Consider the following 23149-nt stretch of genomic DNA (forward strand, 5'->3'; position numbering starts at 1 on the left):
TTCGCATGAGGGTCTTTGCAGGATTGCCCTTACCACCGGAAAAAATAACGGAATTGAAAAAAACGGTTGACTTCATATCGGCGGGCAGCCGTTATTTACGCGCCGTCAAGCCCGCGGGGCTGCATATTACCCTCTTTTTCTTCGGGGAATTGCGGCAGGAAAAGGTCGACGGACTCATCCGGACAATGGATGACGGGGTCCTCAAGGGGAAAAAGATAGCGGCCCGCTTCGGGGAAATCGGGCAGTTCCCTGAAAAGGGGAATCCCCGTGTCATCTACATCGGCATCGGGGAAGGAAGCGGGGAAATCACCTCATATTACGAGACGTATTGCCGTTTTATCGGGAACGCCGGTTTCGGCAGCCGGGACAAATACAAGGAATTTGTCCCACACATCACCCTCGCGCGGAACAAAGGGGGACGGCTCGATGAGGAATTTCTCTTCTCGATTCCACGGCCGGGGGATGGATTTATCATCGACCGGTGCGTGCTGTATCAATCGGTATTATCTTCCGCCGGTGCCGAATATATGCCGCTTAAAACGATACTTTTCGGATAACGGGGTTCGCATGCGTGCAGTGGATATTATTATGAAAAAAAGGGAAGGGGAACGTCTGGGCCGCGATGAACTTGTCTTTTTTGTCAATGGCTACCTCGCGGGCGAGATACCCGATTACCAGATGTCGGCGCTGCTTATGGCGGTTTATTTCAGGGGCATGAGTCCGGAGGAGACGGCGTCCCTTACCCGCATTATGCGTGATTCGGGTGAGGTGATCGATCTTTCTGCGGTACGGGGTACGAAAATCGATAAACATTCGACGGGGGGGGTCGGCGACAAGGTGTCGCTCGTCCTCGCGCCGCTGGCCGCATCCTGTGGCCTGAAGGTCCCGATGATGGCCGGAAGGGGACTCGGGCACACGGGCGGTACCCTCGACAAGTGTTCGTCGATCCCGGGATTTTCCGTGAGGATGCAGCCGGAACGGCTTAAGAAAGCCCTCGCCGAGGTGGGGTATGCCATTATCGGACAGAGTGAGGATATGGTTCCCGCGGACAGACTGATGTACGCGTTGCGCGATGTGACGGCAACGGTCGAATCCGTTCCCCTTATCACGGCGAGCATCCTTTCGAAGAAGTGCGCGGAAGGCTCCGACGGCTTTGTTTTCGACGTAAAGACGGGTTCCGGCGCGTTCATGAAAACGATGGAAGAGGCGGAAATTCTTGCCGGCAGTCTCTGTGAAACGGGGCGCGGACTCGGGAAAAAGGTGACCGCCGTGATAACGGACATGGACGAACCACTCGGATATACGGTGGGGAATTTCTGTGAGGTGCGGGAGACCTGTGAATGCCTTCAGGGCAGAGGACCTGATGATGTCACTGAGCTTGCCATCGGTCTTACTTCGCATATGCTTGTAATGGGAGGCGTCTGTTCATCTCTCGAAGAGGCTGAAGCGAGGTGCAGGGAAAAGCTCGAAAACGGCGCCGCATGGGCCGCTTTTTTAAAGCATGTGGCTTTTCAGGGTGGTGATGTCCGCGTCATCGAAGATCCGGAAAAAGGACCCGCCGCCGTGTATTCACGCCCGCTCTTGTGCCCGGATGAGGGGTATATCGGACGCATCGATGCCTACAAAACGGGCCTCGCGGCCTGTATGCTCGGCGCGGGGAGGCTTAAAAAGGACGATGACGTCGACCCCGCTTGCGGTATAGTCTTTCGGAAGAAAAGGGGGGATACGGTGAGTAAAGGAGAAGAGATAGCGATGCTGATGAGCAACAGCGAGGCAGCCATGAAGGAAGCGGGGCCGCTGCTTTCTGCGGCGGTAACGGTTTCAAAGGATCCGGTCTCAGCCGGTATGAGGATGCTGAAAGTAATAGGTGGAGCATGATCTGGGAAAAAAAGGAGATTGAAGGGAAGCAGGTAAAAGCCCTCGCGAAAAAATACAATATCGACCTGCTGGTCGCTTCGATCGTTATGCGAAGAAATCTGAACAAGGGACAATCGCTTTGTTTTTTTCTCGAGAACGATATCCGCTTTCTTCATAATCCCTTTCTCTTCTCCGAAATGGAAGAAGCGGTCGAGCGGATCAATCTGGCCGTCTTGAACGGGGAGGCGATTTTTGTTTTCGGTGACAGGGACGTGGACGGTATTACCGCGACGGTTCTACTGGTGAGATTATTGAGAGAGAGGGGTGCGAAGGTTTTATGGGGGCTTCCGGAAGGCGATGACAGCTACGGACTCTCCAGGGAGCTGATCGATTCGATCGCGGAAAAGAATGTCTCGCTGCTCGTTTCCGTTGACTGCGGCATATCGAACATCGATGAAATCGAGTACGCGGGTGAAAAGGGAATCGATACGATTGTCGTCGATCACCATAATCCCCACGAGTACCTGCCCGAGGCGTGCGCGGTCATCAATCCGAAGGTCGAAGAATCGGGGTATCCCTTCAAGGACCTGTGCGGGTGCGCGGTTACCTCCAAAGTGGTCTGGGCCCTGCATTTTTCCCGCACCCGTTACTACGGTATACCGATCTTCCTTCTCCATATCAAGCCTGCCAATGAATCTTATGTGATCGATATGGTCCGTCTCGTCAATCTGGTCGAGCGGGACAGGATACGGGAGAATGTCGTACCGGGCGTCGTTTCGTTCGAAAAGACGAGGCTGTTTCGATTTTGCGAGGGAAACGATGTCTATGTGTATCGGGAAGAAAATCAGAAAAAGCAACTTGCCGTAGTTTTCGGCGATACGTTTACCCCGAATATCTTTGATATCGAACCGTTGATAACGAAAATCTTTCCCGCGTTAAAGGATAACAGCCTCTATAAAATACAGGAGAAAAGCAGGATCGCTTTTTATGCCGATCGTCAAAGCGAAGAAATCGACGTATTTGCCAGTCTTTTCATATCATATGTCATTAAAAGCGAAAAAACGCTTTCGGTCGACTACTGTAACGATATGGATCTCGTCGCTCTGGGCACCCTCGGCGATATCATGCCGCTTGTCGACGAGAACAGAATATTCGTGAAACTGGGTCTTTCCGTATTGAACAAGACGAAACGGAGGGGACTCCGGGAAATACTCTTCAGGAATTCCCTTTGCGGAAAAGAACTCGACTCGAAGGATGTCAGCTGGTACGTGACGCCGGTAATCAACGCGTCCGGGAGAATGGGAGAACCGGAGAAAGCGGCGCAGATGCTTTTAACCGATGATGAGAAGGAAAGCGAAGAACTCGCCGCCTATATCATTAAACTGAATGATAAAAGGAAAAACCTGGGCGAAGAAGTATGGGGCAAGGTGATTCCCGGTGCAAAGCGGTGCTTCGAGGAAACGGAGGAGAAGTTCATCTATGTTTCGGGCACATCGATTCATCGGGGCATTACCGGTATTATCGCCTCCAGGCTTTCAAAGTTCTTCAAGGTTCCCGCCCTTGTCGTCGCCCTTCTCGAAAAACGCGCCGTGGGCTCCATCCGGAGTACCCTGAACGTGAACGCCAAGGAGTTTCTTCATTCATTCGGCGATCTTTTGACCGATTTCGGGGGCCACGATCTGGCGGGCGGATTCACCATGGGTCTGGATAAAATGGAACGCTTTGAGAGCAGGTTTCAGGAAGTGGTGAAGGAGATGGAACCGGTACGGCGCAGGGAAGATGTCGTCACCGTGGACGCCGAACTACCCACGGGGTACCTCACCCCCGATATCTGGAGTGTGATCGAGTTCTTCAAACCGTATGGCGAGGGAAACCCGCCGCTCGTTTTTCTTACACGTGAGGTCGCCATACGGAGTTGTGAAGTCATCGGCAGGCGGGAACAGGTTCATCTGAAACTCCTTTTCGAGGCCGGGAAATACAAATGGCCGGCCGTGTTCTGGAACAGTGCCGACAGGGTGGGCAGGGATTTCTCCGAAGGGGATTCAGTCGATATCGTCTACAATATTTCAAAGAATTATTACCAGCAGACCGAAACCATCAGACTCAATATTTTGGATATCAAAAAAAATACGTCTCCGTGAAGGATGTCTCCTCAAGGCCATATGCATAGACAGCGGCCGGCGTCACTGAAAGCGGAAGCGGGAGAAGGTGACGACCCGTCCTTTCAAAGGCCGTCGACGACCTTTTTGATCGCCCTGATATGATCCGGCGTCGTTCCGCAGCAGCCGCCGACGATATTCGCACCGGAGGAAACCAGCTCGGCGACATATGAGGCGGTCTCGCTTGGGGTTTCGGGGAAAACGGTTTTCCCGTTTTCAAAAACGGGGGACCCGGCGTTCGCGTGGACCAGAACGGGAATCGCGGCGTCGATTGTCCGAATTTCACGCACGATCGGTATCATCAACGCGATGCCGTTTCCGCAGTTGGTGCCGATGATGTGGGCGCCCGCTTCGATCATTTTTTCAGCCATGCCGGAAGGCGATACGCCCATCATGGTCCGGAATTCGCCGGCCGGGGTTTTTTCAAAGGTGAAGGTGCAGATTACTTCGAGGGGGGTGTTGTCGAGCGCCGCCCTGACCGCCAGGCCCGCTTCATCGAGTGCGGACATGGTTTCGATGCAGATCGCGTCGCACCCGCCCTCATAAAGGGCCTTCGCCTGCTCGGCGAACGCCTCGTAAAGTTCATCTTCCGTGACGTCCCGCATCATGAGCATTTTCCCCGTGGGCCCGACGGACCCGATCACGAGGCGGTCGGCGCCCGCGGCTTCTTTAGATATGGCCGCGGCCTCTTTATTTATCTCGTGGACCTTGCCGTCAAGCTTGTAATGCGCCAGTTTGAATCTGCTCCCCCCGAAGCTGTTGGTCTCGATGATATCAGAGCCCGCCCGGACATACTGTGCCGCGACATCCAGCACATCCCCGCGATGGGTCAGATTCCATGCTTCCGGGGCCTCACCGATACCGAGTCCCTTGGCGTGAAGAAAGGTCCCCCACGCGCCGTCGGAAACGAGGACCTTCCCGCCGCTGAGCCTGTCGCGAATGATGCTTTTTCTTGTTATCTCTGTCATGTCACTTCTCCTGTGTGTAGCAAGATACATACTTTTGACGGTAATGGCAAGACCCGCGTTTAAAAAAGGGAATGAACCACGGATGACGCGGATGAAGACGGATTTCGCGGCGGGGTGAGGGGAGGTGAAAATATATGACGGGAGAAACATTACAACAGGCCGAACGGCTTGTATGAAGGCGGATTATATAATAGCATCAAAAGGGACGCAAACGGTAACCCGAAAACGATGTTTAGAACGGTATTAATAATTAACCACTAAAATCACGAAAAGGCACGAAATGAAGATGAGAAAAGACAGCCCGAAGGCTATCCTTCACGTTGATTGACAAACCGCTTCCATTCAAGACTGAAAGAGTTGAAGTTGATGAGATAACCGACAGGTAGTCCTGAGAGTTTGAGATAGCTGATAAGCTGGGCTTCCATTACCTTTGCAAGCCGGGCGACCGCCTTGAGTTCGAGGATGATCGTGTTGTCGACAACAAGGTCCGCGATATATGCACCGACATATTCGTTTTTATAGGTGAGTGAAAATACTTTTTGCCGTTCAAATGGAATACCGGCACGGGCAAGTTCGACGCAGAAAGCGCTTTCGTAGACGGATTCAAGCAGACCGGGGCCGAAATGGGCGTGAATGGTAAACGCCATACGAATGATGTTATCCGAGAGATCTTTGAAAATGAGTTTCGATGTCATGGGCGACACCTCCTTAATTAATTTTAGAAACCCGTCAATCTCATTTCCGGGGCCTGTCAAGGTTTGCGAAGCAACACGCAAGTGCATGACCTTGACGGGGCCCGGAAATGAGATTATAATCAAAAACGAGTCATTAAGGAGGTGTTAGGTGGAAGATAAGAGGAACGACGGATTTAGCGGAAGAAAGACGGATTACGCGGATGGATATGGAGAATGAGAATTTAAGAAATTATGATTACAGCTAAAAGAGGAAATTAATGATATTTTTGACATTAGACGTTATACGAATTATAACAATAAAAATAAAAAACTAATCATTCAAGACATACCGCTTTTACGTCTTGCACGGACACTCCCCTCACCGCGTAATCCGCTTCTTACCGTGAAATCCGTAGTAACCCCATTTCCCCTATATTTGCGAGAAATCCGTGACGGAACGGAACGATACGGACGACTCAGCATTCGTGTCCGGGATGGCTGTACCAATCACGCATGAAATGTTCCGCCGAATCTTCCGAATGCCGGAAGTACGCGAATCCGGTCATCATGGCTAAAATCAGCGTGATAATAATTGCGATTATCGTCATCATGATAAAAAATTACCATCGTTATGTAAGGGGTTTATTAGTGTTGTGTTAGGTTTTGGTTAGGAAACGGGGAAGGGGAGATATAGAAACCGGAACCGGCCTTCGGGACTTTCCCCGGGCCGGTTCCGGCATTTATTTCGTTTTCCGTTACGCGGATACCCCGGGTATCAGCACAGCTGCGTAATGATACCCACGTAATAACGGGCGACCTGAAGCGCGTCCGTGATATTGATGTTCCCGTCGCAATTGGCGTCCGCCAGGGAGGCGTTGAACGGCGAGGGGTTCAATCCCACGTAATACTGCGCGATGAGAAGGGCGTCCGCGATCGTGACCCTGTCGTCCCCATTGACGTCCCCGGTCGTTCCCGGTGAGGACCCGCCGCCCGCCGAAAAGGTCGTGACGCTGTTTGCCGCAAGCGTCGCGCTGAATGTCCCGTTCGAGACCGATATCGCCGGCGACTGCGCGAGATCGCTGCTCGAGGATGTCACGTAGGGGGTGACGGAACCCGCGGAATACCCGTTCAGATGGAAACTCCTCGACTGGGAACTCCCGCTTTCATTGATCGCGACAATTGCGAATTCGTTTGTCTGTGTGTTCTTGAATGCCGTCACCAGGACGCCGTTCGAGGAGGCCGTCGACGTCGACAACCGGTACCATCCCGGCCTGACGAACCTGCTGTAATTGCCCATGGTATAGAGGCGTTTGTTGGTAAACCAGCTGTTATTCTGGGTATTGATGTTGATCAATGCCTCCCCCTTCGCGGGATTGACTTTGTAACAGATCGTCCACCAGTAGCACCACGAGTTGCCCTCGGCGTTGGTGAGGAAATCGTGTATCTGTTTGGCCCACTTCATCCCGTCCGTCATGGAGGCGTCGTTGTCATTGAGGTTCGATACCTCTGTCTCCCACACCCGTTTGTTCTTGCTTTTCGCGTTCGTAAAGTCATTGTAATTCGAATTGTTGTAGTTGTGGGCCGCGACGATATCGAGGTACCCGGCCGCGGTCGAATCGTTCAATGTCGCCCGCGCGGGTTCTTCCGTCCAGTTGGAATCCTCGCCTATGATTATTTTTGTTGCGATCGAGTGTTCGTCCCTGAATTTGGGGCCGAGATTGTCCCTGACAAATGTTCTGAATTGTTCTCCGGTCCATCTGCATGACGAGTAGCTCGTTCCCAGATTCGGTTCATTGGCGACGGAGATGGCGTAAATGTCGATGCCGTTTCTGTTTTTCATGTATTCGGTCACGTACTGGTAAAGGTATTCCGCGTAATCGTCATACATGCTCGTCAGGACCGACCCGCCGTTGATACAGCTGTTGTTGTCCTTCATCCACCGGGGCGGGCTCCAGACCGTACTGTAGAATATGGTGCATCCCCGCTTTTTCGCCTCCTGCATGAACCAGATCTGTTCGTCGACGGCGTTGAAATTCCACGTGCCCTGCTGGGGTTCTATGGTCTCGATGGGGCCGTCGATATCGTTTCCCCATTCGCTCATGCTCCCGTCACCGACCATGTTCCGAACCATCGAAAGCCCGATGCCCGAGGTCTGTGAGAAGAGAAGATCGAGAATCTCGTTTCGGGCCGCTTCGGGAAACTTTTTCAGGTTGTCCGCCTGTTTGAACGCGGCTGACGCGCCGAAACCGTCGATTTCCTGTCTTGCCTCGTCCCAGTATATCTCGATTGTCTGAGAAAAGGCCTGGCAGGATAGAAACAGGAAGAAAAATACGACCGTCCATACGATCAAAAACCTTCTGTTCATCATTTTCTCCTTTTATATCATTGCATTTTATTTTATATTCAGGTCCATTCTACATTACTGCGGGGAATAAATCAAGATTTTTTTAATGCCAGGCCGTTTTCGACGGCTTCGTCATCAATTGATACGGGTAATGAAAAGCGGATATGGTAAAGACAGGGCGGCTATATCAATTCCTGAGTCTTGAGATGTTCGTATACCGCTTTCATGGTTGTTTTTCCGGCTGTGACGATAAATTTTTCGAAACCGGGTTTTACGAACAGGGTTATGATTATTCTTCGTATGATATGCTGAAGGGGATAGTTTCTGCCCCTTTGGATATCCAGACACATTTTTCTCCCCAGTCCGCGTGCACGGTCGAGGGCCCCGGGTATTCCGGATATTTGTCTGCCGTGCAAGTTGACGCCGCATGCACCGGAAACATAGCCCCTTTTGAATATCCCGTTTTTTATGAGGTTTGTCAGTTCCTTTGCGACATGCTCCGCATTTCCCCCTCCCGCCGTCGATATACCGGCAATATATTTATCTCCCAGTACGGAGAAGGTCATGAATTCGAAAAGCCCCAGCCGTTCGAGAAACCGCTTCATGATTGCATTATAGGTGTTACCGTAATTTGGCGATCCGAAAATGATGCCGTCGGATAAGGCAAGCCTGTTTCTCAGCTGTATGAAATCGTCGTCGATAATGCACGAACCACCGGCCAGACAGGCCATACAACCCCGGCAGAATTCGATGTCGTATTCGTTGAGAAAAATTTCTTCCGTTTCCGCACCGGATGCTTCGGCGCCTTTCAGTGCTTCGCGTACCAGGACGGCCGTGTTCCCGTTTTTTCTCGGGCTGCTGATAATGCCGGTCACTTTTATCGGTTTATTCATGGGTTTCCTCCTTGTTGTTGATATGATATGTCTCAGGGCACACTGCATCGTGTTGCCGATTATGACGGCCATTACGGCGGCGAACGATATCCACTTTGCCGTCGTCATGAAGGATGCAATGGCGATAATGCCGGGATTCGAATATGTAAAAGACGAAAGTAAAACCAGAAGGAACAGATTTTCAAGGCCGTCGAATATACCCTTCACCCAGGGAAGCATGACCGCTATCAGGCGGTGATACCGGGCGTTATTCCTGTCAAGAAGCCTTGCAATGATAGAAGATTGCATGAGTGCGGAAAAAATGATAAATCCGTAATCTTTGAGAAGAAATATCATATAGAACCGGCGGCCTGCATCCCCGATCTTTTCAAACAGGGATGTGACATGAGAGGGAGTGTAGTAAAACTGCATGTCCGGGACGGGCACTCCATTACCGATTTTTGTGAATACGGAAAGATCCGATAGTACGAACCCTGCAAAAATGGCCGACAGAACAAGTGAAATACCAAACAATATTCCATGTCGTTTCCTGCTTTGCATAGAGACAACTCCATTCTTGACGTTTATGAAAAGATAATGTATACTGTATGTATAACAAGTATACCCTATGTATATAAAGTATACTCAAGGTATACTTAAATGTCAAGGGGGTAAAGCGCTTTTTATGAAAAAAAAATCACGACGTGATATAGAAAGACAGGCACGCAAAGAAGGAATCATTAACGCCGCCGAAAAACTCTTCTGTACGTATGGCTTCTCCAGGGTATCGATGGATCAGATTGCCGCGGAGGCCGAGTTTACTAAGCGAACGCTGTATCAATACTTTTCCGGCAAGGAAGACCTTTATTTTGCCGTAACACTCAAAGGCTTCAGGACCCTCTTTGCGTATTGCGGAAAGGCCATTGAAAAAGGCGGAAACGGATTCGATAAAATAAGGCATGCATTTATGGCATATTTTCATTTTTATACCGATTTTCCGGAATTATTCCGTCTTATGAATCGTATCGGACAAATCAGGAAAAAAGCCGGACCCGGTTTTGATGAATTCAGGCAGTTTGACAATTATATGTTTCAGGAACTCTCGGCGATAATCGGGCAGGGAATACGTGACGGAAGCATACGCGGCGATATCGAACCGCTGAAAACCGCCTATTCGATCGCGTTTATCCTGACCGGATTTTTCCATGAACTCTCCGAGACAGGACAAAGTTTTACCGCCCATCTCGGATTAAACGAAGAGGCCTTCAGCCGATACACCCTCGATCTTCTCGCTTATGCGATACACCCTCATTCGGAAGAAATCACATGAGATTTTCTCTACTTTTTTAAAGAATCCCTTGAGAAAATCTTTTTAAGCAGCGCGCCGATACCCTTTTTTTCTTTTTCGTTCTCTTCGAGGTTTTTTAGAAGACGCTTATCCGGCTGTTTTTTTTGCATATCTTCCAATGTCGATCCGTCTCTGTCGATGATATTCATCATTTCCTCCTTTCTTATGTAATTATTGAGAAGGCCGGCCGGATGCATCGGTATTTTACATTACCTTGATAATCGAGCGGCAAAACGGCCGTTCGTTACCGGTACATCTCCCGTTGACTCAAGATTTTCCTCCCTTCGGCCTGCCGTTCACCTCCTCATCGATCGTCTTTTTCATCAGGGAGATCAATTCCTGGGTCATGTTGCTGTTCTTCAAATCACAGATTGCCTTGAACCGGTTTTTTATATTATCGGGAATATTACGCAGATTGATCGTTGCCATGATACAAATGTATCATATGTATTACTAAAAGTCAAGCAGCCGGACAATAAAGTGTTTTCCTTCCTCTCTACCGGCGCTTGACAAATATAGTATATTCTTGATATTCTATGATCAATAAAGATCGAGAATAGAACAATTTCTATAGAGGAGACCACGATTGTGAAAGGAGGTGATTTTCATCGCTTACGTTATTGTACAGAGTGAGGAAGAACTTGAAAGGGCGATCAAACGATTTAAGCGGCAGGTAGAGAAAGAGGGAATAATTCGCGAATGGAAGCGAAGGGAGTTTTATGAAAAACCCTCGACCATACGAAGCAGAAGGAAAAAGTCGCTTAAACGAAAACAGCTTAAGAAGATGAGAAAAATAGGCGGCTCTAAAGGCTCCAAAAACTATTAAAAACAAAAGGGGCTTGAAAAAGCCCCTTTCGTATATCCGGCCGTATCGTTGACGATAATCATAATATTTATGGCAAAGCAAACATCGCTTTCGTGATGCCGTGATCGATACCTCAAGAAAACAGTGATTGAATCTCTTTTTCATACCTTTCGACAATGACGTCCCTTTTCAGCTTGAGGGTGTGGGTTACTTCCGTGCCCGTTTCGAACGGGGTTTTAAGCAGTAAAATTCTGAATACCTGCTCGAATACCTTGAATCCCTTTTTTATGTTCACCCGTTCGTTTATTTCATTCTTTATGAGGCCGATAACGGCTTTGTCCTCAAGGAGTTCTTGTTCCTGCGAATAATAAATACCATGGGTTTCCGCATACCGCGAAAGAGATTCGATATTGGGAACGACAAGTGCCCCGAGGTATTTCTGGTCCTGGCCGACGATCATCACCTGATCGATATATTCCGACTGCAGAATGACATCCTCGATCGGGCCGGGTTCGATATTTTCTCCTCCGCGCAGAACGATCGTTTCCTTGACCCTTCCCATGATTCGCAGTTCGCCCTTATAGGTTTGCATGGCAAGGTCGCCCGTGTTGAGCCATCCGTCCGGGGAAAGTACCTTCTCCGTTTCTTCCGGCCGTTTATAATACCCTTTCATGACATTCGGCCCCCTGACAAAGAGGATTCCCTTCTTTCCCGGCCCGAGTTTTTTCCCTTCGGGATCCCTGATTTCGGCTTCCACCTGCGGAAGGGGCGGACCGATGGTATTCGGAACGGGGGCCTTGTCTTTTCGAACCGAGACGATCGGCGCCGCTTCGGTAAGGCCGTACCCCTCGAGGAGCAGGATGCCGGTTGCCGCGAAAAATTTATCCACATACGGGGGGAGGGCGCCCGCCCCGGAGATTCCGAACTTGAACCTGCCCCCCAGCTTTTTCTTTATCTTGCCGAAAACAAGAAGATCTCCCAGCAATTTCAACGGGGTGATGAGGATAAGCGGAATAATTCCGATCAGGATATCGAACAACAGGATGCGCCGTTTGAACCCGGGAAGCAATCCCCTTGTCATCGTGAGAAAGTATGAATGGGCGGTTCCCACCTTCACAAAAAAATCGAAGAGAACCTTCTTTATTCCCCCTTCTTCCCGTATTTTCTTATAAATGCCCGACCGGACCGATTCCCATATTCTGGGGACGGAGGGGAAAATGGTGGGGCGTATCGCTTCCATGTCTTCGAGAATGACCTTTCCGATCAGTTTTGAATAAGCGAGCGAACACCCGGTGAAAAGCGCCACGTACTCGGCGGAACGTTCAAAGGCATGCCATACGGGGAGGACAGACAGGAAAATATCGCCCGCCACAACGTCGAGATGTTCCAGGGGCGCACTCAACTGATGGAGAAAATTATTATGGGTAAGCATCACGCCTTTCGGTTCTCCGGTCGTCCCCGACGTATAGATGATTGTCGCCAGGTCTTCGCCTTTGCCTTTTGCGATCTCCCTGTCGAATGCCCCGGCGTCCCGTTTCAGTCGTCCCTCTCCCATTGCGCAAATTTCATTAAAGGTGTACACCGTTATCCCTTCTTCGACATTTCCGGTTTTCGTAAACCCTTCATCCATAACGATAAGGCGGGTTAATTGCGGCAGTTTACGTCTTATGGAAAGCACTTTTTCGAATTGCTCGTTATCCTCGACCAGACAGGCGGGACAATCGGCGTGAGAGAGAATATAGAGAATCTCCTCCGCCATCGAGTCCGATCCACGGGGAATATCGAGCGCCCCGATTCCGAGGATTCCAAAGCCGGCGATGATCCATTCCTTCCGGTTATTTGAAATGATGCCGATATGGTCGCCGCGCTTTATACCGATATCAAGCAGACCGAGTCCGAAACAACTCGAACGGGTAAAAAGGGACGTGAATGAAATCGCTTGAAATTTCCCTTCTTTGTCTTTCGCGTATAACGCGGGCCGTTCGGAATAACGGTTCGCCCGTTCCTTGAAAAGCGTGAGAAGTGTTTTTTCCATAGCCTATCTTCCTTTTCGTTTATAATTATTTTCGTATTCATTTGCTTTTCGAATGAGAGACCGCCTGAATTTCAACGTCGCTTTTTAATTTTCCTTCATACGTACGATTAATTACTTATCTTACATCATACTACGTCATAAGCCGGGTTGTCAATGAAAAGCTGCAACAATACACTGTCTTGACCGAACGGGAAATATCTGTCATGTTGTTTCTATGGAAACATCCGATAATTCTCAAAATCAGCAATACAGGACATATCAAAACAGTGAAGATTCTTTTTCAGTCGACCTGCCGGTAAAAAGCGGTGAAATGGAACAACAAACCCGGGAAATCCAGACGGACAGCGGGGCTAGAAAAATGCGGGGCTATATCGCTTCACTCAAAGACAAGGCATTCATCATCGGTGTGATCGAACTGGGTATGGTCCTTGATAACGAGCAGAAGTCGGCTCTTGTTCACGAGTCGAGGGAAGACCTTGCGGCAAACGGCGAGGTTCTTTTCAAAGGCGAGACAGAGATCGACGGTTTCGCCGCACTCACACTCCGGCTTTGTCAGGATTACGAAGGTATGAAAAGTTATGTCGATGTACTTTTTACCGTAATTGCGGACAGGCTTTTTCAGCTCGAAGTGGTTGCCACTTCCGTTAAAAAACTCGAAGAAGAAGATACCACTCGATTTTTCCAATCATTTTCGTATACGGTACCGGGCCCGGGGACCGAATGAAGAGGGGCTGAGCCCGGATTCCTTACATGCGGCAAGCATGTAGATGCGATTCGACAAAATCTACACATTTTCATGGAAGGTCGGGAACATGAATCGTTATTTCCGAAACCCTTTCCCTCAATCCCTTGCCGAATGACATTTTCGGTACATACATTTCCGGTTTGGCCGGAATCGTTATTTTCTTGCCGGTATGCGGATTCATTCCCACCCGGGCTTTTTGCGCGGCCCGTTTTCTGATCGAGAGTTTTCCGATACGTCCGAGGGGAATACGCTCACCGATCAGCATGCCGGATTCAAGAATATAGAGATAATCCTCGATAATCTGTGCCGCCTGTTTCTGAGTGATATTGCTTTTGGATGCCAGGTATCTGATAATGGATTTCATGGTGAAGTGGCGGGGGGCGCCGGCCTCCGGTGCCATCACCTTTCTGTTTGCCTTTGTAAAGCGGGAAGTGAGAAATATCGTCGCTTCCCTCACCCTTTTTTCCTGTTCTTCTATCGGCAGGGGTTCCCTGCATATCGCGATACGGAACAATGCCGATGTTTTTTTTATCGGACCGCCGGTAAATGAGATTTCCTCATCCACTCTGATATTATCGGAAAGCTCCGTTACGGGGACCGCGACGACATCGGGAACGTCGCTTCGCAGCTTGATGCTCGCGTACTCGACCCAGCGGCCCTTTCCGGTATTTCCGCCGAGGGTGATAAGACTCCCCGAGTATGTGTAGAGGAGTGCGGCGTGTTCATCATCCCTGTCGAGCGAGTCCGCCGCGATCATATCGAGGGATTTGATCTGGTCCTCGAACATCTTCTTCTTTTCAATCCAGTTGAGCGCTATTTTCTCATAGGATTCATCCGTGTCGGGGAGACCGGAAGAGGCGGTCACGCTTCGAAGATGGGTCTGTATATTTCCTGGCAGATTTTTTACTCGTTCATCCATAACATTGTTCCTTTCTCTTTCTCCGTGACGGTGATCGTCTTACGGAATCCCGCTTTATTCAAACGTAAAATCCGTACGACCGATCTGGATGACGTCACACTTTTTTAATTTGATATACTTGTCCTTTGGAACGTCGACTCCGTTCACTTTTGTTCCGTTTGTGCTCTTAAGGTCTTTAATAAAATAAGCGTTTTTTATTTTTTGTATAACCGCGTGAAAACGCGACACCATGTTGTCTTCGACAACGATACAGTTCGACCGGTCCCTGCCGATGGTAATTTCCGTAACGATCGGGATGACGTTGCCCTTGAATAACAGGCATCTTTTTTCAAGTTTTCGCAATTTATTAAGCCTTTTCCCGATATTACTTTCAGCATGAAGTGTTTCGTCCATCATGCATCCTCCTCATTCTCATCATATACTGTATTGATATGTAAATCAATTATTAAAATTCCGCCGGTGTTTGTTTTTCATACGCGTGAATCGCCTAATCCGAAATATCGATCGCCACCCTGTTTCTTCCCGCGTTTTTCGCGCAATACATTGCATGATCCGCCGCCTGGACGAGTTTCATCGGGGTATTGTTCTTGTTATTAATACTCGCAACGCCGAGGCTGATCGTGATCGGGATCCCGCATTTTTTCTTTACCTGATTTTCCACATTCTCCTTCAGTTTTTCAGCCACCTGTTTTGCCGTTTCAAGCGATGTTTCGGGAAGAATGATACAGAACTCCTCTCCCCCGTACCGTGCCGCAACGTCATTGTGTCTCAATGTTTTTTTGATAATCTCTGCGACCGACTGTAAAACGAGATCGCCCTTTTGATGGCCGTGGCGGTCGTTGATCCGTTTGAAGTGGTCGAGATCGGCAAGAATGACTGAAAGATGGCGGTTGTATCGTTTTGCCCGTTCGACTTCGTCGAAAATTTTTTCATCGAGGAACCGTCTGTTGTAGAGGCCCGTAAGGGGGTCCCTGTAGGCGAGATTGGTGAGTTTTATCTTTTTTTTATCGATATAATATTTGAGACCGAGCACTTTTTCCTTGAGTTGCGGCTCATTAATTTCTTCAACGATCTGGGCAACCTTGCTTTCGAGAATCATGGTATCTCCCGGCGTCAACACATATTCTTCTTCCTTTTTATGTATCCGGTCGATGCACCGGAAAAGCAGATTGAAAATACCGGCTTTGATCTTGTCATGATCCTGCAGCCGGATAGTATCGATTTTTTTACTGTTCACTTCGGTTCCGTTCGTGCTATCGCAATCGCGGAGTGAAAACTCCTCGCCCGTCCATTCAATAATGCAATGATGCCGTGAAACCGATGTATGGGGGAGGTATATGTCCATATCGACATTTCTTCCGATCGTATACGACCGGTTTTTTTCAAGTTTCATTTTTTTATCGAGATAGATTAGATAATACTGTTTTTCTTTCACTTCAACCCTACCCCCGGCTCAGGATGATCAGTATGTCTTTCATTATGTATTGTTTTGTTGTATTGTTCAAACGCTTTTGTTTCCGCCGGAAAGCCACTTCGAGACGGCATCGGAAAAACCGCATTCATTATGCGACAAAACCTGCGGGAATTGACGTTTCAATTCGTCCGCGGCATTACCGACAACAAAAGATCTTCCCGCCCAGGCGAGAAGATCCGTATCGTTATAATCATTGCCCAGCGCACAGACGTTTTCGCGCTTAATGCCCGTTTTCAGGCACAGCCATTGGGCGGTCTTGCCCTTTGAAACATGACCGGGAAAGACCTCAATCCAGCAAGAAGCCCCGTCAAGCGGGGATGTGGTCCGGATTACCGTGAAATCGGGGAGACGGGCTTTAACATTCATGTAAATGCGGCGGCATGTTTCATTATCGGGGGTGGGGATAATCGCAAGAAGCTGGGCGGCCCGGCAGCTCGCGATATTGCCGGGATCGCCGGCTTCGGCGAATTCACGGTAATTCGAGATTCTCCTATTAAAATCCGGGTTGTCATTCGTCATCCCGTAATAGGTAAAAAAATGATTCTCCGGTATCGGATGATGAATAAAGAAATCAAGGTTCAGGGAGGTGAATGTCGATGCCGCCTTCTCGACCTCGTCCTTATCAAACGATATTTTTCTGATGATTGCGTTATCGCCTAAATGCCAGACACCGGCGCCTGATGAAAAAATCACATAATCGACGGGAAACGGCGGCTTGATAACCTTGCACAGCGAATAGAAGTTGCGTCCGGTCGCGATGACACGGATAATCCCGCGTTTTTCAAGGACCGTCAGCGTTTCGTAATCATCGGGTGCACATTTTCTTTCTTTATTCAGTAATGTGCCGTCAAGATCGGTAATTATCATGGCCAACGGGGCGTCGGCGGGATAGGGGGGGAGCCGGTTTATCGTTTCCATGGCAGACCCGAATTATCCTTTTCCGAAAATGTATTTTTGCCGCCGGTCCTTTTTGAGAACGGCGACATCATTCAGCGGCAGGTGATAAAATTTATGCGATTCCGGACCTTTGGCATGTCCGTTAAAAGGAACAATGGCATTACAATAGCTGGTTATTCCTTCATTATTAATGATTGAGGTCATCTCCGAAAGCCCTTTCAGGGCCCCCTCTTTTTCATCTTCGGTTATCCAGTGCCTTGTAAGCGCACGTAAAAAGTCATCTTCATCCTTGATCAGATGGGTTTTGCCGTCCGAGCCGACCAGAATATCATATGCCAAATCGATATTGTAGAATTTATTTTTAACCTTGAAGACGGGGGTGCTTATATCACAGACGAAACAGAAATCGATCGGTCCCGGAAGGGTTCTGAGTGATCCGTGGCTTGAAAGAAAACAGTGGATATCGAACCATTTGTCGTAAAAAACAAAATGTCTGAGAACAAGGGAGTAACAGGCGAAATCATAGACAAGAACAGTTTCATCCGAATAGCGTATCGATTCTTCACCGAATTCGGAAACACGAACCCGGGCGGGAAAGTGAAGTTTGTATAAAAAGTATCTGGTATTCATGATTACCCTTCTTTAAATATACCAAAATATTCGTGTCGTGTGAATTAAGCCGGGTTTTTTTAGATGAATGGTCCACTTTTTAAAAAATAATTGAAAAGGAGACTTGCAGATATTTATAATTTGTCTTATCATATACGTGATATGGCGGACGCAATTCCCGTGCGGATGGATAAAAATGGTAATGAAGTCACATTTGTCATCAATGGTGCCATTGACATTTATAACGAAAAAAGTATCAAGAATGAAATACTCGCATCCCTCACCGATGACGTAAAATCGGTTGTTTTGGATATGTCGGAAGCCAAAACCATCGATTCCTCCGGAATCTGCATGCTTATTATCTTGAAAAACCAGTTGAAAAAGACGGGAAGATCCTTAACGCTCAAATCGATAAAGGAAACAATCGGGAAGGTTTTTCAGGATACACTCTTTGAGAAGCTGTTCAAAGTCGTCGATTAACAGGGGACTTCTCATTCGCTTGAAAGAAGATTGCCGTCTGAGTCGTAGGCATAGACCTTTTCGGGATTGCCGTTTTCGTCAAACTCATAGATAAAATAGCCCGACAGGCTTCCTTTTTCATCGTATTGTTCCACCTTGTACGTCCTGCCTTCGGCATCTTTGTGTTTGATGCCGGTGATCGTCCCGCTTGCGTTGTAATACTCGATTCGTACGACATCGCCGTCTGCGTCCCTGACCGAACGGGTAAACGGCCTTTTTTCTTCCTCGGGGTTCATTGTCACACTCGGTTTTTTCGGTGTCGGTCCGGCCGTCGGTACCGGTGTTCTTACCTCTGTTTCCTTTTTCGAGATCTCCTCTTCCTTTTTTTCGATTTCAGTATCAATGATCTTGATCGAATCCTCGATAAACTGCCCGAAGGATTTTTCCTCCGCTTCAACATCGCTTTTCTCAAGATCCGGCTCCGGTGTCTGCTGTATACTCACAGCCGTGACAATCTCGGTCGCTTCCGGTAGGTCCGTTGTGCCGGTTTGCGTTTCCGATATTTCCTGCAGTTCATTTTCCGTATATTCCGAGATGCGCGCGGCCGTATCGAGGAGGTCGCCGAACGAGTCGTCCCCGATCAACGCGTTGTTCTTGATCGACAATTCTCTCAGCTTTTCCGATTCTTCCTCCGATACCGATACCGCGAGGATTCTTCTGTTTGCCAGCTTGGCGGTTTCCGATTCATGATTATCCTGGATGATCGATTGATATAATTTTACCGATTCCTCTTTCCTTCCCGATTCTTCATAACACCTGGCCTTGAGATATTCCACTTTTTCAGAACTCGTCTTGTCCTCTGTCGTTACCTTGTCGAGTATGTCGATTGCCTCTTCGAAAGCGATCAGTTTATACAGCTTTTCCGATTTCAGGAGAGGGCTTTCATCGGATTCCTTGACGCGCTTTACCTCCGCCATTATCTCCTCCAAATACCGGAACAGCATTGCGGCGGTGATCGCCACAGCCTCATTCTCAAAATTCCTGATTATCGTCAGGTATTTTTCTTTTGCCTCTTCGTATTCACCGAGAATGGAAAGACAATATCCCTGGTGAAGGAGGACGATATGAAGCTCACTTTCGTCGATGTTCTGCCGCGCGAGTATCGCATCATACTTTTCCAGGGCTTTCCGGTAATATTTGCTGCGTTCATAGTAATATGCGATCGCCAGATCCATGTTTTCCACGGGACCGGCGACATACTGAATCGGGGGTTTTTGTATGAACATCCTCAGAAAGTTGATGATATAGAGAATCGGCCCGGCTATTTCCCTGTAGCGTGAAAGCGTAAATCCTTCGGGTTCTTCCGATGCCGTAATAAGGTAGGCGATATTCATTTCTTCAATGCTCAACTCGTTTTCATCAATCCTGTTTTCGTAGAGTCCTCTATGGAGTTTAAACTTTGTCACCATGCCGAGTTCATCCATTTCCATGGTTTCCTTGTTGATTTCCCGTAAAAACACCCTGAGTTCATGCATTCTGATCGAGACAACGACCTCGTTGAGAACAAACATGCCCCCGATAATGACGATCGTCGAAAGGATGATGATAATAATAAATTTGTTGTTTTTAAAAAAAGCGATCAATGTATATCGATACTCCCGGTTATCGTTACTCCTTTAGTTCGATGATAATGAGGGTCTCATCATCGGTGTGTACGGCATTGTCCCGGAACGCTTCGAAATCGGCGATGATATTTTTCAACATCATGGTGCATGGAAGATGAACATTTCTCAGTGCCGCCCGCAACAACCGCTCGAATCCATAATCTTCGTCTTTCGAATTGACCGAATCGATAATACCATCCGTATATAATAATATCCTATCTCCGGGGTAAATTTCAATACTCCTCGAATTAAATGCATTTTCGATAACATGCGACATACCGATAAGGGCCCCTTTTGTCGTCAGGGGATAGACTTTTCCAGACCTGAGGAGATAGCCCTTCGGATGGGCGGCGTTCGAAAATATCGCCTGCTTGTTCCTGTCGATGATGAAATAAAATGCGGTAAAATATTTCTCGAACTCGATCATGAGATCCTTGAAAAGGAGGTTGATCCGTGTCAAAAGCTGTGACGGATCCGCGTATTTGGGGGCTATCTCGACAAACTTGTCTTTGATTACCATTGTAATCAGCGCCGCGGCCACACCATGCCCCGAAACATCGGCGACAAGAACGCCGTATTTATCTTTTCCGAGGGGGATAATATTATGGTAATCCCCGCTGACTTCCATATAAGGCTGATGATATACCGCAATATCAAAATATTTAGTCTGGCGCAGATTGGGGTAGATGGACTTTTGCACCGCATTCGCCATGACAAGTTCGAATCGCATTTGTTTGTTTTGTTCATCGAGTTTTGTAATGGTATCCTGAATGGAATCCGCCATTGTGTTGAATGCCAGACCAAGCCGGCCGATTTCATCCCGGCTTTTCAGCGATACTCGCGCGGCCAGATTCCCGTTTGATATTTCCTCGCTTTTTTTCGACAAGGTTTTTATCGGTGCGATAATAATCCTGTTGAGAAAAATACCAAAAAGGAAATGAAAGACCGCTATCGTTACGATGATAAGAATAACGAGAGAGTAGAGGGTGTTGAGCCGTTTTTTAATATCTTTCATTTCGAGCTTGAAGAGAAGTATCGGTTCCTCGATATATTGAATGCCCAGATATAAAGGAATATAGAAAAGAATTTCGTATTTTTCTTCTTCTATTCGCGAATAATAAAGCTGTCCCATAAACTCCTTTTTAGCGAGCGCCTTTTGCGCGTCGATCATATTGGATTGGTCAAGGGTAACATCGCTGCGTGATTGGTGGAGGATTCTTCCCGTTTCCGTAAAAATTATATAGTCTGAAAGCATATTATCGCAAATTTCCATAATGTTATCCAGAACACGGTCTTCCGTGAGAACCTCCTCGCTTCGAAGGATCTCCCAACGGAGCGATTCTATCTGGGAATAGATGGTATTGGCGAACTCCTGTGTCTGATATTTCGAGGTTTCGGTGATAAGGTCAATCTGATTTTCGAATATGATGATGGTAAAAAATGAGATGTTGACGATGGCAAGGAAAATGTAGAGTATGCTTAATTTTAGACTTATACTTCTCATATTACAGGAACCCTTTTATGAGCCCCTTCTTTCTGAATCGACAGAAAAAAGCCGGACATTAATACCCATTTTTTAATTATTACGCTAATTATGGAAGTTTTCACGTTATAATACGATATAACACACCGATAAAGAGGTCAATCGGTTTTTCCAAAATAATGGGCTACCGTGTCCCGTTATCGATAATCTCGAACACGACCGTCGGGGATTTATCTTCATTCGAAAGAACGATCTGGCCGATAGAACTGATTTTTAATCGGTGTTCGCCGATACCCCTCTCGACAAAAAAATCCTTTATTCGTTTCGCTCTGCTTGTATATAATTTGTATTCTTCGGCGGGATTTTCCATGTATTCCGTGTAAGCCGATATGGAGACGGCAAGGTGAGGGTTTTCTTCCAGAATTTTTATAATATCTTCCAGAACCGGGATCGATTCTGCCATGAGGGTGTCGGTATTTGTCTTGAACCGGATATTATGAATATGGATTTTATCCCCCTTTTTCCCGTTTTTGAGAGGCAGCAGAGCGGGCGGGGTCGTTTCTTCATTGACCGCAGCGGTTTCGATTCCGCCTTCGTGAACAACGGTTTGTTCGGTTTGCGATCCGCCAAGGGGCAGATCGAAGGCGACGCCGATTCCAGCGTTCACGATACCGGTATCGATATCCTGTGTGCCGCCGGAATAACTCCAGTACTTAATATAGGAATCGAGATAGACGGTAAGCCACGGCAGGCCGGGGTGGGCGTTGATTCTGAGTCCGCCGTAATAATGCGGGGCCATGGACGTTATCCCGCCCCGGTCATTAAACGAATAGAGAAGATCGATTCGATGGATTGTTTCGATATCGATGAAATCCCAGGGCGGTATAATCTTGAGGTGGAATTGAAAGGTAATACCGTAACAATCCAGGGTTTCGGACCCGGTACCGGATGTCTCGAGGGAATTGTTGAGCCAGATAAATCCCGTACCCCATTTTATCGAGTAGAAGGAATCCGGTTCGAAGTACTGGTCGAACAACACCCGTAATGTCGTCCAGTTTCCGCCCACAGAACCGCCGCTTTCGACCTCTCCTTCGAAGAAGGAATAATCGAACGCCCCTTCGACACCCGCCGTGTATGAACCCGACATGTAACCGACCATGCAGGATGTTCTCAGGGTCAGACCGATGATAGCGTAAACAGGATCATAGACCATGGGAGACGCCTCGATATCTCCCGCAATCCGCAGCCCTTCTTCGGAAGAGAAGAGGGGAAACACGGATACGACAAGAAAAAAACAGGCGGCCACGGTATGTTTCATGGTTTATTATACCAGAAAAGCGGTAAAAAAGGGAAGTGAAAAATAGAAACAAAGAAATTGACAATCGCATTTTTTGATGTTATATTATAAACAGAAGCAAAGCGGAAGCGTAAAAGAATTAATCAAGCGTAAAAAGCGTTTTAAAATATGTGATATGAAATAAAAGCAATGAAGAAAAAGACTGTTTTTTGTTTATTTGTCATCATTTCACTCATATCATTTGTGACATGCCGCGATCCCGGTCTGTGGGGTGTGCTTGACGAACAGGAGGGCGATACGTCAACGGCGCCGACCGCCCCGGTTGAGGCACCGACTCCGGATACGACGGCAGAACCGACTGCCGAGGCAACCGTGGAACCAACCGCCGAGCCCACTGCCGAACCCACCGTAGAGCCGACCGCCGAGCCCACTGCCGAACCGACCGCTGAGCCTACTGCCGAGCCGACTTCGGAACCTACTGCCGAACCGACGGCGGAACCGACCGAAACACCAATCCCGACTGCGGAACCCACTGCCGAG

At 48.2% G+C, this 23149-nt stretch carries 23 protein-coding genes; 7 read left to right on the forward strand and 16 right to left on the reverse strand.

Annotation, left to right across the window (positions count from 1 at the left end):
* Nucleotides 1–5: 5 nt before the first annotated feature.
* Genes thpR through recJ form a run of 3 tightly spaced genes read left to right on the forward strand, consistent with a single transcriptional unit; the run spans nt 6 to nt 3998 of the window.
* Nucleotides 6–557 carry an RNA 2',3'-cyclic phosphodiesterase gene (gene thpR / locus JW881_16590; GenBank protein MBN1699139.1) on the forward strand — a complete coding sequence of 184 codons (552 nt, stop codon included), beginning with the start codon at nt 6–8 and terminating at the stop codon, nt 555–557.
* 10 nt (nt 558–567) lie between these two features.
* Complete coding sequence (locus JW881_16595; GenBank protein MBN1699140.1) at nt 568–1878, forward strand: thymidine phosphorylase; 1311 nt, start codon at nt 568–570, stop codon at nt 1876–1878.
* Nucleotides 1875–3998: a single-stranded-DNA-specific exonuclease RecJ gene (gene recJ / locus JW881_16600; protein ID MBN1699141.1), complete on the forward strand. Its 2124-nt coding sequence runs from the start codon at nt 1875–1877 to the stop codon at nt 3996–3998. The genes JW881_16595 and recJ overlap by 4 nt, the downstream gene beginning before the upstream one ends.
* 83 nt (nt 3999–4081) lie before the next feature.
* On the opposite strand, the gene JW881_16605 is transcribed toward recJ, so the two are convergent.
* The 4 genes from JW881_16605 to JW881_16620 form a co-directional block, all read right to left on the reverse strand.
* Complete coding sequence (locus JW881_16605) at nt 4082–4984, reverse strand: homocysteine S-methyltransferase family protein (GenBank protein ID MBN1699142.1); 903 nt, start codon at nt 4982–4984, stop codon at nt 4082–4084.
* A gap of 308 nt (nt 4985–5292) precedes the next feature.
* The gene (locus JW881_16610; protein MBN1699143.1) at nt 5293–5679 is read right to left on the reverse strand and encodes a GxxExxY protein; all 387 of its coding nucleotides are present in this window, start codon (nt 5677–5679) and stop codon (nt 5293–5295) included.
* A 754-nt stretch (nt 5680–6433) separates the two neighbouring features.
* Nucleotides 6434–8026, reverse strand: a complete 1593-nt coding sequence (locus JW881_16615; GenBank protein ID MBN1699144.1) for a hypothetical protein — start codon at nt 8024–8026, stop codon at nt 6434–6436.
* A 158-nt stretch (nt 8027–8184) separates the two neighbouring features.
* Nucleotides 8185–9435 (reverse strand): flavodoxin family protein, encoded by a 1251-nt coding sequence (locus JW881_16620; GenBank protein ID MBN1699145.1) that lies wholly within the window; start codon nt 9433–9435, stop codon nt 8185–8187.
* Nucleotides 9436–9559: 124 nt separating this feature from the next.
* Between JW881_16620 and JW881_16625 the strand changes: the two genes are divergently transcribed.
* Nucleotides 9560–10204 carry a TetR/AcrR family transcriptional regulator gene (locus JW881_16625; protein MBN1699146.1) on the forward strand — a complete coding sequence of 215 codons (645 nt, stop codon included), beginning with the start codon at nt 9560–9562 and terminating at the stop codon, nt 10202–10204.
* Nucleotides 10205–10212: 8 nt separating this feature from the next.
* Here JW881_16625 and JW881_16630 read toward each other — a convergent pair whose 3' ends face one another.
* Both JW881_16630 and JW881_16635 read right to left on the reverse strand, forming a co-directional pair.
* Nucleotides 10213–10374, reverse strand: coding sequence for a hypothetical protein (locus JW881_16630; GenBank protein MBN1699147.1), 162 nt, complete (start codon nt 10372–10374; stop codon nt 10213–10215).
* 115 nt (nt 10375–10489) lie between these two features.
* Complete coding sequence (locus JW881_16635; protein ID MBN1699148.1) at nt 10490–10651, reverse strand: hypothetical protein; 162 nt, start codon at nt 10649–10651, stop codon at nt 10490–10492.
* A 178-nt stretch (nt 10652–10829) separates the two neighbouring features.
* Here JW881_16635 and JW881_16640 point away from each other — a divergent pair, with 178 nt between their 5' ends.
* The gene (locus JW881_16640; GenBank protein MBN1699149.1) at nt 10830–11048 is read left to right on the forward strand and encodes a 30S ribosomal protein S21; all 219 of its coding nucleotides are present in this window, start codon (nt 10830–10832) and stop codon (nt 11046–11048) included.
* Between the two features lie 112 nt (nt 11049–11160).
* On the opposite strand, the gene JW881_16645 is transcribed toward JW881_16640, so the two are convergent.
* A complete protein-coding gene (locus tag JW881_16645; GenBank protein MBN1699150.1) occupies nt 11161–13062 on the reverse strand; it encodes a long-chain fatty acid--CoA ligase in 1902 nt (633 codons plus the stop codon).
* 214 nt (nt 13063–13276) lie between these two features.
* Here JW881_16645 and JW881_16650 point away from each other — a divergent pair, with 214 nt between their 5' ends.
* Nucleotides 13277–13786: a hypothetical protein gene (locus JW881_16650; protein MBN1699151.1), complete on the forward strand. Its 510-nt coding sequence runs from the start codon at nt 13277–13279 to the stop codon at nt 13784–13786.
* A gap of 70 nt (nt 13787–13856) precedes the next feature.
* On the opposite strand, the gene JW881_16655 is transcribed toward JW881_16650, so the two are convergent.
* The 5 genes from JW881_16655 to JW881_16675 form a co-directional block, all read right to left on the reverse strand.
* Entirely contained in the window at nt 13857–14726 is an 870-nt protein-coding gene (locus JW881_16655) for an HU family DNA-binding protein (GenBank protein ID MBN1699152.1), read from the reverse strand.
* Between the two features lie 54 nt (nt 14727–14780).
* A complete protein-coding gene (locus JW881_16660) occupies nt 14781–15122 on the reverse strand; it encodes an FHA domain-containing protein (protein MBN1699153.1) in 342 nt (113 codons plus the stop codon).
* Nucleotides 15123–15213: 91 nt separating this feature from the next.
* A complete protein-coding gene (locus JW881_16665; GenBank protein MBN1699154.1) occupies nt 15214–16161 on the reverse strand; it encodes a GGDEF domain-containing protein in 948 nt (315 codons plus the stop codon).
* 66 nt (nt 16162–16227) lie between these two features.
* The gene (locus JW881_16670) at nt 16228–17118 is read right to left on the reverse strand and encodes an HAD family phosphatase (GenBank protein MBN1699155.1); all 891 of its coding nucleotides are present in this window, start codon (nt 17116–17118) and stop codon (nt 16228–16230) included.
* Nucleotides 17119–17130: 12 nt separating this feature from the next.
* Nucleotides 17131–17727, reverse strand: coding sequence for a DUF402 domain-containing protein (locus tag JW881_16675; GenBank protein MBN1699156.1), 597 nt, complete (start codon nt 17725–17727; stop codon nt 17131–17133).
* A gap of 165 nt (nt 17728–17892) precedes the next feature.
* Between JW881_16675 and JW881_16680 the strand changes: the two genes are divergently transcribed.
* Nucleotides 17893–18186, forward strand: a complete 294-nt coding sequence (locus JW881_16680; GenBank protein ID MBN1699157.1) for an STAS domain-containing protein — start codon at nt 17893–17895, stop codon at nt 18184–18186.
* 11 nt (nt 18187–18197) lie between these two features.
* Here the strand turns inward: JW881_16680 and JW881_16685 are convergent, their stop codons facing one another.
* The 4 genes from JW881_16685 to JW881_16700 all read right to left on the reverse strand — a co-directional run.
* Complete coding sequence (locus JW881_16685; GenBank protein ID MBN1699158.1) at nt 18198–19808, reverse strand: tetratricopeptide repeat protein; 1611 nt, start codon at nt 19806–19808, stop codon at nt 18198–18200.
* Nucleotides 19809–19833: 25 nt separating this feature from the next.
* On the reverse strand, nt 19834–21333 hold the full coding sequence (locus JW881_16690; GenBank protein MBN1699159.1) for a SpoIIE family protein phosphatase: 1500 nt from the start codon (nt 21331–21333) through the stop codon (nt 19834–19836).
* Nucleotides 21334–21496: 163 nt separating this feature from the next.
* A complete protein-coding gene (locus JW881_16695; protein MBN1699160.1) occupies nt 21497–22630 on the reverse strand; it encodes a hypothetical protein in 1134 nt (377 codons plus the stop codon).
* A 140-nt stretch (nt 22631–22770) separates the two neighbouring features.
* On the reverse strand, nt 22771–23149 hold a 379-nt coding region (locus JW881_16700), incomplete at its 5' end, for a hypothetical protein (GenBank protein MBN1699161.1).

The organism is Spirochaetales bacterium (genome assembly GCA_016930085.1).
Taxonomy (GTDB): domain Bacteria; phylum Spirochaetota; class Spirochaetia; order SZUA-6; family JAFGRV01; genus JAFGHO01.